This is a genomic window from Candidatus Tisiphia endosymbiont of Parasteatoda lunata (genome assembly GCF_964030955.1).
Lineage (GTDB): Bacteria > Pseudomonadota > Alphaproteobacteria > Rickettsiales > Rickettsiaceae > Tisiphia.
Genome location: NZ_OZ035003.1, coordinates 1,112,750 through 1,125,834, shown reverse-complemented (window position 1 = coordinate 1,125,834; position 13,085 = coordinate 1,112,750). Strand labels below are relative to the sequence as shown.

At 32.5% G+C, this 13,085-nt stretch carries 13 protein-coding genes and 2 pseudogenes; 7 read left to right on the top strand and 8 right to left on the bottom strand.

Annotated features, from left to right (window positions below):
- Positions 1 to 34: 34 nt before the first annotated feature.
- Both ettA and AAHN00_RS06970 read right to left on the bottom strand, forming a co-directional pair.
- Positions 35 to 1,702, bottom strand: a complete 1,668-nt coding sequence (gene ettA / locus AAHN00_RS06975) for an energy-dependent translational throttle protein EttA (RefSeq protein WP_342272506.1) — start codon at positions 1,700 to 1,702, stop codon at positions 35 to 37.
- A gap of 100 nt (positions 1,703 to 1,802) precedes the next feature.
- Entirely contained in the window at positions 1,803 to 2,270 is a 468-nt protein-coding gene (locus tag AAHN00_RS06970) for a PD-(D/E)XK nuclease superfamily protein (RefSeq protein ID WP_342272505.1), read from the bottom strand.
- Positions 2,271 to 2,851: 581 nt separating this feature from the next.
- Between AAHN00_RS06970 and AAHN00_RS06965 the strand changes: the two genes are divergently transcribed.
- Positions 2,852 to 4,036 (top strand): IS3 family transposase, encoded by a 1,185-nt coding sequence (locus AAHN00_RS06965; RefSeq protein WP_342270912.1) that lies wholly within the window; start codon positions 2,852 to 2,854, stop codon positions 4,034 to 4,036.
- A gap of 73 nt (positions 4,037 to 4,109) precedes the next feature.
- Here the strand turns inward: AAHN00_RS06965 and AAHN00_RS06960 are convergent, their stop codons facing one another.
- Positions 4,110 to 5,372, bottom strand: coding sequence for an IS256 family transposase (locus tag AAHN00_RS06960; protein ID WP_342270914.1), 1,263 nt, complete (start codon positions 5,370 to 5,372; stop codon positions 4,110 to 4,112).
- 220 nt (positions 5,373 to 5,592) lie between these two features.
- Between AAHN00_RS06960 and AAHN00_RS06955 the strand changes: the two genes are divergently transcribed.
- A complete protein-coding gene (locus AAHN00_RS06955; protein ID WP_342270912.1) occupies positions 5,593 to 6,777 on the top strand; it encodes an IS3 family transposase in 1,185 nt (394 codons plus the stop codon).
- Positions 6,778 to 6,857: 80 nt separating this feature from the next.
- Here AAHN00_RS06955 and AAHN00_RS06950 read toward each other — a convergent pair whose 3' ends face one another.
- Positions 6,858 to 7,010, bottom strand: a complete 153-nt coding sequence (locus AAHN00_RS06950; protein ID WP_342272504.1) for a hypothetical protein — start codon at positions 7,008 to 7,010, stop codon at positions 6,858 to 6,860.
- Between the two features lie 147 nt (positions 7,011 to 7,157).
- Here AAHN00_RS06950 and AAHN00_RS06945 point away from each other — a divergent pair, with 147 nt between their 5' ends.
- Together AAHN00_RS06945 and AAHN00_RS06940 are read left to right on the top strand one after the other, a co-directional pair.
- Positions 7,158 to 7,439, top strand: coding sequence for a conjugal transfer protein TraD (locus AAHN00_RS06945; protein ID WP_342272503.1), 282 nt, complete (start codon positions 7,158 to 7,160; stop codon positions 7,437 to 7,439).
- A gap of 124 nt (positions 7,440 to 7,563) precedes the next feature.
- Positions 7,564 to 8,517: pseudogene (locus AAHN00_RS06940) on the top strand (IS110 family transposase); the annotation flags it as partial.
- A gap of 192 nt (positions 8,518 to 8,709) precedes the next feature.
- On the opposite strand, the gene tnpB reads toward AAHN00_RS06940, so the two are convergent.
- Positions 8,710 to 8,898 carry an IS66 family insertion sequence element accessory protein TnpB gene (gene tnpB, locus AAHN00_RS15045; protein WP_342271559.1) on the bottom strand — a complete coding sequence of 63 codons (189 nt, stop codon included), beginning with the start codon at positions 8,896 to 8,898 and terminating at the stop codon, positions 8,710 to 8,712.
- Positions 8,886 to 9,311: a hypothetical protein gene (locus tag AAHN00_RS06930; protein WP_342271013.1), complete on the bottom strand. Its 426-nt coding sequence runs from the start codon at positions 9,309 to 9,311 to the stop codon at positions 8,886 to 8,888. The genes tnpB and AAHN00_RS06930 overlap by 13 nt, the downstream gene beginning before the upstream one ends.
- 64 nt (positions 9,312 to 9,375) lie before the next feature.
- Between AAHN00_RS06930 and AAHN00_RS06925 the strand changes: the two genes are divergently transcribed.
- Both AAHN00_RS06925 and AAHN00_RS06920 read left to right on the top strand, forming a co-directional pair.
- On the top strand, positions 9,376 to 10,260 hold the full coding sequence (locus AAHN00_RS06925; RefSeq protein WP_342272501.1) for a transposase: 885 nt from the start codon (positions 9,376 to 9,378) through the stop codon (positions 10,258 to 10,260).
- A gap of 471 nt (positions 10,261 to 10,731) precedes the next feature.
- Positions 10,732 to 11,181 (top strand): helix-turn-helix domain-containing protein, encoded by a 450-nt coding sequence (locus tag AAHN00_RS06920; RefSeq protein ID WP_342272500.1) that lies wholly within the window; start codon positions 10,732 to 10,734, stop codon positions 11,179 to 11,181.
- 53 nt (positions 11,182 to 11,234) lie between these two features.
- On the opposite strand, the gene AAHN00_RS06915 is transcribed toward AAHN00_RS06920, so the two are convergent.
- Positions 11,235 to 12,083: an IS3 family transposase gene (locus AAHN00_RS06915; RefSeq protein ID WP_342272570.1), complete on the bottom strand. Its 849-nt coding sequence runs from the start codon at positions 12,081 to 12,083 to the stop codon at positions 11,235 to 11,237.
- 11 nt (positions 12,084 to 12,094) lie between these two features.
- The gene (locus tag AAHN00_RS06910) at positions 12,095 to 12,385 is read right to left on the bottom strand and encodes a transposase (RefSeq protein ID WP_342270937.1); all 291 of its coding nucleotides are present in this window, start codon (positions 12,383 to 12,385) and stop codon (positions 12,095 to 12,097) included.
- Positions 12,386 to 12,493: 108 nt separating this feature from the next.
- Between AAHN00_RS06910 and AAHN00_RS15040 the strand changes: the two are divergent.
- Positions 12,494 to 12,599, top strand: a pseudogene (locus AAHN00_RS15040) (IS630 family transposase); the annotation flags it as partial.
- Positions 12,600 to 13,085: the final 486 nt, after the last annotated feature.

Genomic DNA, 13,085 nt, shown 5'->3' with positions numbered 1-13,085 from the left:
ACATAACCACTAATATTTCTCCTAGAGACATATTTTATACTAACTTTTTATGACGATATTTAGGATTAATAATATTTTCACCTGTTGAATTAATCATATAATCATGATAATCTTGGTAATTTCCTTCAAACCACGTAGCATTTCCATCTTTATCAAAAGCAATAATATGTGTTGCTATTCTGTCTAAAAACCAACGATCATGGCTTATTATTAATACACATCCAGCAAAATCTAAAATAGCATCTTCTAAGGCTCGTAATGTGTCAACATCAAGATCATTAGATGGTTCATCAAGTAATATAACGTTAGCTCCCTCTTTTAGTAATTTGGCTATATGCACTCTATTGCGTTCACCACCAGAAAGTTGCCCTACTTTCTTCTGCTGGTCGCCACCCCTAAAATTAAAGGCTGCACAATAAGCTCGACTTTTCATTGATCTAGAACCGAGTTGTAACTCTTCAAGACCTGAGGAAATTTCACTCCACACAGTGTTATTATCATCTAGAGTGTCTCTTGACTGGTCAACATAACCAAGTTTAACAGTTTGTCCTAATTTAATAGAGCCGTGGTCTGGTTTAGTTTTACCAGTGATAATATTAAATAAGGTGGATTTGCCTGCTCCATTTGGACCTATAATACCAACAATTGCCCCTGGAACAACCTTAAAGCTAAAGTCTGATAACAATACCTTATCACCGTATCTCTTCGCTATATGCTCTGCCTCTATAACTAAATCGCCTAGGCGTGGACCATTAGGTATAATAATTTGTGCAGTGCCGGATCTTTGTTCTTTTTGTTTGGTCAACAAATCCTGATAAGCGGTAATTCTAGCCTTACTTTTTGATTGCCTAGCTTTTGGTGATTGACGTATCCATTCAAGTTCTCTTTTTAATTGTTTACTTCTATCATCTTCTTCTTTATCTTCAAGCTCTAATTTTGCTTGCTTTTGCTCGAGCCAAGCAGTGTAATTAGAATGCCATGGAACACATCTACCACGATCCACCTCTAATATCCAATCCGTTACATTATCAAGAAAATATCGATCATGGGTAATAACTACTACAGTACCTTTATAATTTTTTAAATAATTTTCTAGCCAAGATACCGATTCAGCATCTAAATGGTTTGTTGGTTCATCGAGTAATAACATATCAGGCTTTTCTAGTAAAAGTTTACATAACCCAACTCGTCTTTTTTCCCCACCTGAGATTTTTGTAACATCGGCATCTTTATTTGGACACCTTAATGCAAACATAGCAATCTCTATTTCCCTCTCTAAACTCCAAGCATCACAACTATCTATTTTCTCCTGTAGATCAGCCTGTTTTGCTAGAAGTTCGTTCATTGCATCATCTGACATTTCCTCAGCAAATTTATAGCTTATTTCATTAAATTCATCGATTAAAGCTTTCTTATCACTTAAACTTTCCATAATATTATCAAAAACATTTTGAGTAGGATCAAGATGCGGTTCCTGAGCTAAATAGCCAACTCTAACCCCACTAGCTACAAACGCCTCACCGTCATATTCTTTGTCAATACCTGCCATAATTTTTAAAAGAGTAGATTTACCAGCACCATTTGGACCAATAATACCGATTTTTGCCCCTGGTAAGAAAGACAAATACGTTTCCTTTAAAATTTGTTTACCGTTGATGGTCTTACTTAGACCATTCATAACATAAACATATTGATACGACATAATCCTTAATCCTTTATTTTTGTAATTTATTTGTAGTTTTTAAATAGTTAATAGAACAAATTAACCTTAACTCTTTAAGGAAGCTATATACATATACAACCTAAATATTTTGTTTATTTGCCCAAGTTGTAAATTCAGACATACTAAAAACACCTTTTAAGTTTCCATAAACTTGATCTTTTAACCATTGTAAAGCACCTCTTTTGTAACCATCTCCACCTATAATGATAATAACATTATAAACACTTTGTTTTCTAACATTTAATATTGTATAAGGGTATTTTTCATCTGCAGAACCGCCTGATTGTTGCCACTTAGATTCAATAACAAGACAATTAGAATGTTTTATAGGATGATATAGAATAAAATCGCATTGCCAAGCGGTATTATAGATAGTTTCTCCTAAATTAAATTGTCTAGTATAGATTGGTTGTGCTAATACTTGTGAAGCAATAAATCTAGTCTTGGGAACAAAAACGTAACCTTCCCTAACAAGACGATTATTTATAAATACCTCAAGTTCATTCCCTGTTTTATTTGCAATTGATCCACCTTGTATTTTATCCATAATTTCTAATCAAAACTTCTTCTGTATTTTTTCTTTCATTAGCTTTACAATTGATAGCACGTGGTGCTTCGATAATCTCTATCTCAATAACAACCAGCTGAAGCTGGTGGGTTGATATCTAGACTGGAAGTCGCTATTACTCTAAAGAGATATTACTAATGCCTGTGCTGTCTCTCTGATCCTAATTCTTATAAGTTACCCTGCAATACTTTTGTAGCGATATTTAGTGATCCAAACAACATGAAAGCGATGGTAAAATACAGTGTGGCTAGTCTTGTTATAATCTGTCATATATGATATTTTAATATACATAAGAGCAAGCTCTTATGTATATTAAAATATCATATATTCAAGTTATAGTGAATTGAAATATTAGAACAAGGACTGAAGTCTTTCCCAGCTGAAGCTGGGGGTTTTAACCAAAAAGGTGACTATAAAAATCTTTATACAGATGCTTTATAAACTGAATATTAGAATTTGAAAGCATAAAATATATAATGGACTGAAAAAATTAGACAAAGAAGCAGGTATTTTTGTTTCTCAATAAGTATAGAATAATAAATAAAATTAAAGAGAAACAAATGGGTAAAAAACAAATTAAAAATTTTAGTGCAGAAGCAAAAACTAAAATAGTATTAGAGATGTTAAAAGAAGAATCAACAATAGGTCAGTTATCGGTCAAATATGAAGTAACGGCTAAAACTATGCAAAACTGGAAACGACAATTTTTAGATAATGCGTCATTGGCATTTGAGCCAGCAAAAGCTGTTAGTGAGTACAAAGGGCAGATTAGTGAACTTAAGAATCAAAACGATGAACTTGCAAAAGCATTAGGTAAGGCTACAGTCGAGAGGGACTGGGCGGTGGGAAAGCTAAACAGCTTGGACTTATCAAATAAGAAAAGTCTTGTCGACCCCAAGCTGAGTACGTTAGCAAAGACAAGGCAATGTGAACTATTAAAGATAAGCAGATCTGGAGTATATTATAAAGCTAAAGTAATGAGCTTATATAATCTTGATATTTTAAATAGAATAGATGAAATATATACGGATAACCCTGAGTATGGTTATCGTTATATATACAAACAATTATTGGAAGACGGCTTTAATGTGGGCAGAGATAGGGTGCTTAAATATATGGGAATAATGGGTATAGAAGCTATTCATCCTCATAAAAAGCAATCTACTTCTGTGAAGGATGGTCAACATAAAATTTATAGCTATTTGCTTGAGCCGTACTGGCACAAATCAGGAACGAATAGAACTATTCATGTACCTTATGTTAATCAAGTGTGGAGTGGTGACATTACTTATATTAGAACTAACGGAGGATTTATGTATCTTGTGGCGATTATAGATTGGCATAGTAAGGCAATACTAAGTTATAAAGTATCTAATTCTATGGATGCATCACTTGTAACCGATGTATTAAAAGATGCACTGAATAAATACCCTGCACCACAAATATTCAATAGTGATCAGGGTAGTCAATATACTGGACATGAGCATACGGGAATTCTAAAAGAGAATAATATACAAATCTCAATGAACGGTAAGGGTAGAAGCATTGATAATATTGTGATTGAAAGATTTTTTAGAACTTTAAAATATAATTGTATATTTATAAATGATTTTAAAAATATCGCAGAACTTAAAGATGGTATTGATAAATACATGGATAAATATAACAATCAAAGATTCCATTCAAGTATTGGTTATAAAAAACCGATGAACGTGTATCTTGATTACTTACAAAATGCAGCTTAAAAATTATGTAAAATGGGAAACAAAATTAGTGAAAAATTTGTCTTGAAGAGTCAATCATTTAATTTGTGTAAGTTCATTTTTTATTTTCCAATAAATCATATTTAAAATCTCCACAAAGTATTTCAAATTGATTTAAAGCTAAAGACCAATCTTTAATAGGCATGGTCCATTTTTTGGCTGCATTTTGTAGGGATAAAAATATTATTTTTTGAATTGACTTATCATCTGGAAACACCCCCTTATTTTTGATAATTTTTCTAATTTGACGATTTACAGATTCTATAGTGTTAGTAGTATAAATTACCTTTCTGATCTCTTCAGGAAAGGCAAAAAACGGTATTATCCCAGACCAATTACGTTGCCAAATATCAGAAATTACCGGATATTTTTTATCCCATTTTACACCAAATTGCTGAAGTTTTAAACGTGCCATTTCGTCATTATTAGCTGTATAAATTTGTTTTAGATCTGATGTGACCTCTTTTAAATCTTTATATGACACATACTTTACTGAATTGCGAACCATATGTACAATACATAATTGTACTATAGTACTCGGGAATACACTGCTTATAGCTTCTGGAAAGCCCTTTAAACCATCCACACAAGCAACATAAATTTGTTCAATTCCTCGATTCTTTAACTCAGTAACTACTTGCATCCAAAATTTAGCACCTTCATTTTTGCCTATCCAAATGCCAAGTAACTCCTTTTTCCCTTCTATATTTACAGCAAGTGCTAAATATACTGCTTTATTTATTACTATGTGATTGTCTCTAGATTTTACATAGATACAGTCCAAGTATAATATTGGATACACCCTATCTAAACAACGATTTTGCCACCTAGTTACTTCTTCTATCACCCCATCTGTTATGGTGGATATCAAGTCACCAGATACATCAGTTTGATATATTTCTTCTAAATGCCCTCGGATCTCGCTGACTGTCATACCGCGACCATAAAGGGATATCACTTTCTCATCAAATCCATTAAATCTCCTCAGCCCTTTTGGTATTAATTGAGGATTATACTCTCCTTCCCGATCTCTTGGTACTTCTACTGTCAGCTTACGACCATCCCCATCAATTACTGTCTTCTCATAGCTACCATTACGACGATTATTATCTACTTTTGGCATCTTGCTATGTTTTGAATATCCTAATTCATGATCCAACTCACTTGCTAATATTTTCTCAACTATTTGCTTCTTTAGCTGTTGAAATAAACCATCTCGACCAAATAACTCCGATGGATCTGCTTTTGATAATAATTCTTCTACTAGCTGATTACTGATGTCTAATGTATCTTTATCTGTATCTAATTTTTTAGCCATAATTCCTCCTTGCTTGCTTAAGTTACTTTTTTTACAGTAATCTCTTACTGCTTTCTTTGCAACTTACACAAACTATAGGACAGACTCGTCTTGAAAAATCAGTCCAGTTTCGCTTTTGGAAAATTAAACAATTATAATGGACTGAAAAAATTAGACAAAGAAGCAGGTATTTTTGTTTCTCAATAAGTATAGAATAATAAATAAAATTAAAGAGAAACAAATGGGTAAAAAACAAATTAAAAATTTTAGTGCAGAAGCAAAAACTAAAATAGTATTAGAGATGTTAAAAGAAGAATCAACAATAGGTCAGTTATCGGTCAAATATGAAGTAACGGCTAAAACTATGCAAAACTGGAAACGACAATTTTTAGATAATGCGTCATTGGCATTTGAGCCAGCAAAAGCTGTTAGTGAGTACAAAGGGCAGATTAGTGAACTTAAGAATCAAAACGATGAACTTGCAAAAGCATTAGGTAAGGCTACAGTCGAGAGGGACTGGGCGGTGGGAAAGCTAAACAGCTTGGACTTATCAAATAAGAAAAGTCTTGTCGACCCCAAGCTGAGTACGTTAGCAAAGACAAGGCAATGTGAACTATTAAAGATAAGCAGATCTGGAGTATATTATAAAGCTAAAGTAATGAGCTTATATAATCTTGATATTTTAAATAGAATAGATGAAATATATACGGATAACCCTGAGTATGGTTATCGTTATATATACAAACAATTATTGGAAGACGGCTTTAATGTGGGCAGAGATAGGGTGCTTAAATATATGGGAATAATGGGTATAGAAGCTATTCATCCTCATAAAAAGCAATCTACTTCTGTGAAGGATGGTCAACATAAAATTTATAGCTATTTGCTTGAGCCGTACTGGCACAAATCAGGAACGAATAGAACTATTCATGTACCTTATGTTAATCAAGTGTGGAGTGGTGACATTACTTATATTAGAACTAACGGAGGATTTATGTATCTTGTGGCGATTATAGATTGGCATAGTAAGGCAATACTAAGTTATAAAGTATCTAATTCTATGGATGCATCACTTGTAACCGATGTATTAAAAGATGCACTGAATAAATACCCTGCACCACAAATATTCAATAGTGATCAGGGTAGTCAATATACTGGACATGAGCATACGGGAATTCTAAAAGAGAATAATATACAAATCTCAATGAACGGTAAGGGTAGAAGCATTGATAATATTGTGATTGAAAGATTTTTTAGAACTTTAAAATATAATTGTATATTTATAAATGATTTTAAAAATATCGCAGAACTTAAAGATGGTATTGATAAATACATGGATAAATATAACAATCAAAGATTCCATTCAAGTATTGGTTATAAAAAACCGATGAACGTGTATCTTGATTACTTACAAAATGCAGCTTAAAAATTATGTAAAATGGGAAACAAAATTAGTGAAAAATTTGTCTTGAAAAATCAGTCCAGTTTCCAATCTCAACCTTCCTCTTACATCAAACTGAGGTTATTTAACCATCGACTTGCACTATCATGAGATAGGTTTATTGGACTTACTTCAGATAATGCTTTACCACTATATCTTACGCTACTTGCTTGTAAAAATGATTTATATAAGTCTTTGCTACATTTTGATCTTGCCATGCTTAACTAAAACTCTTTCTTGCTAGATTAACATATTTTTTGCTAAGTGCGAAACTCCTGATTGATACTTAAATAATATGTTGGACTTCTTAAATTTATTGTGCATTCATGACATGTAAACAATAATATCTAAAATATTATACTCATATGGATAATCTTATAAAACAAAGATTAAAATTACAACAACAGAAAGCCAAAATTATTACTGAAGAAGCTAAACTTAAAATTATAGAAAGAAAAGTGCGTACTCGTCGCTTAATTGAACTAGGGGGATTGATTGCTAAAGCAAAACTTGATGACTTACCTACTAATAGTTTATTTGGAGCATTAGTTTCTTTAAAAAATGAATTAACAGAGTCCCCACATATCAAAAACCAATGGACTAAAATTGGTAAAGATATTTTTGATAATAAAGTGTATGATTCATAGAGATTGTTTCAATTTTAGGATGTGCTAAAATAATGGTATGGACCTACCCTATATACAGAATGAGAAGCGTATGCTAATCTTCTAGGATAGGAAATGAATCCTAAACAACAATAAGGAGGTCCATATGGAAGTTACCACAATTGGTATAGATATTGCAAAAAGAATTTTTCAAATTCACGGTGTAGATAAAAATGGCAAGACAATATTAAAGAAGAAATTAATGAGAGAACAGGTTTTAACTTTTATGGCTAACGTACCAAAATGTCTAGTAGGCATGGAAGCTTGCGGTGGAGCTAGCTATTGGGCAAGAGAATTAATAAAATTAGGTCATAATGTAAAACTAATGGCACCACAGTTTGTTAAGCCTTATGTCAAAACCAATAAAAATGATCAAGCTGATGCAGAAGGAATATGTGAGGCATTAGCAAGACCTAGTATGAGGTTTGTACCCATTAAAACTGTAGAGCAACAAGATATTTTATTTATTCATAGGGTAAGACAGAGATTGGTAAAAAATCGTACTGCACTTGCTAATGAGATTAGAGGGCTATTATATGAATTTGGTTTTACTATTCCGCAAGGAATCAATAAGATTATAACAAAATTAACTGAGATTTTAGACGAAGGGGATTTAAGTCAGCTAAGCTACCAAACATTTAGTGAGTTAAAAGAAGAATTTGTAGAAAATGATAAAAAAATAAAAGAGCTAGAACAACGATTAAAAATCATAGCTAGCCAGTATAGTAATCACCAACAACTAATGATGATACCAGGTATAGGTTTAATAACTGCCACAGCCTTAATAGCCTCAATAGGTAATGCTAGTTGTTTTGAAAATGGTAGGCAATTATCAGCATGGCTCGGATTAGTGCCAAGGCAACACTCTAGTGGTGGCAAAAATAAGTTGCTTGGTATTAGTAAAAGAGGTGATATCTATTTACGTACTTTGTTAATTCAAGGGGCAAGATCCATTCTGAATAGCAAGATAAGATTTACCACGGAAGAACAAAAATCTAAAAAAGATTATAGCAAGTTTACTGAGTGGATGTTTAATTTATCTGAGAGAAACGGTCATAGTTAACCACTCTGCACTGCAAGTGCAGAGCTTAATATTACGGCATGAATGCCTCATGTATGTACTAACTTAAAAGTTAGAAACTATTTGTGTATGGCTCATTTAGAAAGTGTCACAACACAAAAAGAATATATCTGTGAAGTGTAAGATTTTGTTAAAAAATATCTTATCTTTTCTTGATAAGATATTTAAAATTTATGTTGAAACGACGCACTGCAAGTGCGGGGTTTTTCTCCCAAAGTGGGACAATAAAAACAAGGAACCATTAAGAGGGTCAGAAGAAAGTTTTTGTCTACAAACAGCGATTAAGCCATCGATACCCTTGCGAAAATCGATGGCAATAGTGGCAACAAAAATAACTGACGCCGGGGTTAGTTGCAGCATAAAAATGTCTGAATTATGGTTTTTGGTTCTAGTGTTTGGATAATAAGTTTGGTACCATTTGGTTTAATAATGTGACAAGTATAGTGATTTTGTTTGGGGGCAGCTACAGGATCGGTATCTATAGAATTTAATAGTTGAAATGGGAGAAAATTAATATTTTGTTGTAGAGCTTGATTTGAAGTTGAGACAGGAGAAGTTTTGAGGGTAGGCTCATGGGCTTTTTTAATTGAACTGATTGTTGCTTTATTAATATTAAGATGTTTAGCTATCTCTTGGTAAGAATAATGATGGAGTAATTGGTAAACTAATTCCTTTAGATGGTTTGGTATAGGATCAAACTTATTAGTTTTAGTTTGACGCCAGGCTTTAAATTGCTGAGCTACTTGCTCAATAGTAATTGATGGTATTTGCATAGTATGAAACCCAAATGTATAAAAAATTCATACTAGCAAAAACATTAGATAAAGTTATGCAGTTTTGCTGCAGGTATACGATACAACGGTACAAATTAAGAATATCAAGCACCCACATGATGTTTATTTAATGGATAAAGCTAGGCTTAGTATTGTGAAGCTTTGCCAAAGTTTGGGTATAAGTTTAAACGAAACCTACGCTAGAACCTATAAGCGAGATATAATAAAGCTCTGGAAGTATAAAGAGCATAGCAAAGCCAAGAAGCGTTGGAAAATAATGAAGCATTTAAAAACGTTACTTGGTCGTTTGGTTAGAATATGTGAGCGTGAGATAAAAAATCAGAAATTAAACTTATCTATCAGAGATCAAGAAGTATTGAAAAAAGTAAAACAAATACATAGCCAATCTGTTTTAAAAAGAGAAGAGAAAAAGCAATACAAAGAACAGAATAAAATATTGTATAGTTTTCATGCCCCTGAGGTAGAGTGTATAGGGAAGGGAAAACGAAACAAGCCATATGAGTTTGGCAATAAAGTTGCGGTAGTAGTCAGTGGTCGTAGAAATTTTGTACTGTCAGCAAAATCGTTTCATAATAATCCTTATGATGGTCATACATTGCAGCAGAGTTTTGAAGCGGTAGAAAATGTAACTGGAATAAAGATAAAAAAATCGTTTGTTGATCTTGGTTATACTGGCAGCAATGTTAAAGAGAAGAGTAAGGTATATACCCCAAAAACTCGGAAAAAGTTATTGAAAGAAGACAAGTGTATGATCAGGAGACGCAGTGCTATAGAACCAATAATAGGGCATTTGAAACAATATGGCAGGATGGGCAGAAACTTCTTGAAGGGTGTGATAGGAGATGTGATCAATCCAATAATCTCTGCTATAGGTTTGAATTTACGATGTATTGCCAATCATTTACACATCATGCCTAACTCTACATAAAAAAATTATCATTAAAAAACTTGCTAAACGATTAAAAAAAATCGTTAACAATAAGCTCATGTAAAAATTTTACTAAAACAGAAATTTTTCAATAAAATTGAAAACAATTTTTAATTTTAGTGCAAATATTAGAATTTTTTTTGTAAAAATTTTATTCAATCATAGATTATGGGGGGCTTTAAATATTTTTGGCGGACGGACTTAATAGTTTTCTCTTTATTGTTAATATTATTTAGTGCATCGTTAAGATATAATTTTTCTGCTTGTTGTTTAGCCTTAGAACAATACTCCAAAGCTTTGTTGAAATCACCTTTACTAAAATAAGCATCTGAATAAGTTATATAAAAAAACATTTTATACCAATTGCAATAATTAACGCAGTGTTATAAAATGGGTTTTTAACTGATAAAAGGTAATCAAATAGCTAGGTTAATATTACCGCAAGGTTTTGAAGGTCATGATTTTATAAAAATGATGAAACATGAGCCGCATGGTCGAAATCGTATACGTTTATTGGCGATCTATCACCTTCAATTAGGCAAATCTTTTAAAGCCATATCTGCAATAGTGAAGTCACACTGGAAAACTGTGCAATCATGGCTCAGAAGATTTAGGAATCATGGTTTTGAAGGATTATTTGAATCACAAAGAAGCGGTGCCCCTAGGAAGATTAACACTATACAAGAGTCTGCTCTTTTTGATAAAATCAATACGCTCAGTGAAAGTAAAACTGGTGGGTATATAACTGGAAAGGAGTTACATATCATGTTACTTGAGGAATATGGTGCTAAATGTGCGTTAAAAACAGTCTACAATACTATGCACCGCCTTGGTTTTAGCTGGATTACTTCTCGTTCAATGCATCCAAAGTCAAATCAAGAGACTCAAAATACATATAAAAAAACTTTCCAGATATGTTAACAGAATTATTACCAAAAAATATTGATCTGTCAACAGTTTTCCGGACAGTTTGTTTAGGCACATTTTTGCATTTTCTCGTATTGTACAGGTGATAGATAGTCATTAGTTGAATGCATCCTTATACGATTATAAAATACTTCTATATATTCAAATATGGCATATTTTGCTTCCTCCCTAGTTTTAAATTTATATTGATAAATTAGTTCTGTTTTTATAGTGTGAAAAAAGCTTTCAGCAACAGCATTATCCCAACAATTTCCTTTACCGCTCATACTCTGTATAATACCATGTTGTTTTGTAAGTTTTGAATGGCTATCAGAACAATATTGACTACCTCTATCAGTATGCCAAATAAGTCCTTTAGGTGGTTTACGTTGCCATATTGCCATTAGCAGAGCATTATTAACTAAATCAGCTTTCATGTTACTATTCATTGACCACCCTATAATTTTCCTAGAAAATAGATCAATAACGGTTGCTAAGTACAGCCAACCTTCTTCAGTTGGAACATATGTGATGTCCCCAACCCAATAACAATTAGCAGCATAGACCTTGAACTTTCTATCCAATAAATTAGGAGCAACTTGCTTATTATGACTAGAATCAGTAGTTGCTTTAAATTTATGTTTGCTTTTACATACTAAACCAGCTTCATTCATTAGCCTTGCAATCCGCTTCCGACTAACAATTATACCGTGTCTAGATAGTTCCTTTTTAATGGGTCTAGATCCATAATTCCTTCTACCTTCTTGAAAAATTGTTTTAATCTTACAGGTTAAAGCATTATCTTCTTTGTCCCTATTGCATTCAGGGGTAGTTAACCATTCATAATAGCCACTACGTGATACTTTCATAAATTTGCACATAATCGCAGTTGAAAAATCACCTTTATGCTTCTTTATCCATGCGTACTTTATTGGGACTCTTTCGCAAAGTACGCGGCAGCCTTTTTTAATAGATCACGCTCCTGCGTTACCCTAGCTAAATCTTTCTTTAATCTTTTTAATTCATCATAGAGATGTTCATCTGTTCGCATTATTGATTCTTTAGGTTTGGAATATTTATCTACCCAAGTATATAGAGTATTTCTAGTAATACCTAACTCTTTAGCTGTTTGTGACACAGGTCGCTTGGACTCAATTGCTAATTTAACTGCTGACTCTTTAAATTCAGCCGGATAAACCTTTGGTTTGCTATTAGTCATTTTTGTACTTCCTTTCTGTTAATATTGTCTCCTATTAACTGTCCGGAAAACTATAACCACATCAACCTTTCTCGCAGTATTCAAGGCAACCGACATATAGCTTTACTAACGGATAATGCAGGTTAGCACACAGCCAAAAAACTAACTGTGCCAAGCAATATCACTTTGATACCGCTTCCGCCCTATGCACCGGAACTTAATGCAATGGAACAAGTTTGGGAATGGATCAAGAATCATTACTTGTCTAACCAATGTTATGGTGTATATGAAGATATCGTCACTATGGCTTGTTACGCTTAGAATCAACTTGCTCATAATGTAGATTTAGTAAAATCAATTATGTATAGAGACTGGATAAATACACCGTGTTAATTATTGCAATTGGTATTAGTTTTGTTATCAGCTATTTGCTCAATTAAGTTATTATGTTTATTAAATTCTATTATTATTTTATCAGCTTGGTTGGCTAAAATAAGTAGTTCTCCATATAATCTAATTGATAGTAAAAATTTTCTAGTCCGTCCGCCAAAAATATTTAAAGCCCCCCATAATCTATGATTGAATAAAATTTTTACAAAAAAAATTCTAATATTTGCACTAAAATTAAAAATTGTTTTCAATTTTATTGAAAAATTTCTGTTTTAGTAAAATTTTTACATGAGCTTATTGTTAACGATTTTTTTTAATCGTTTAGCAAGTT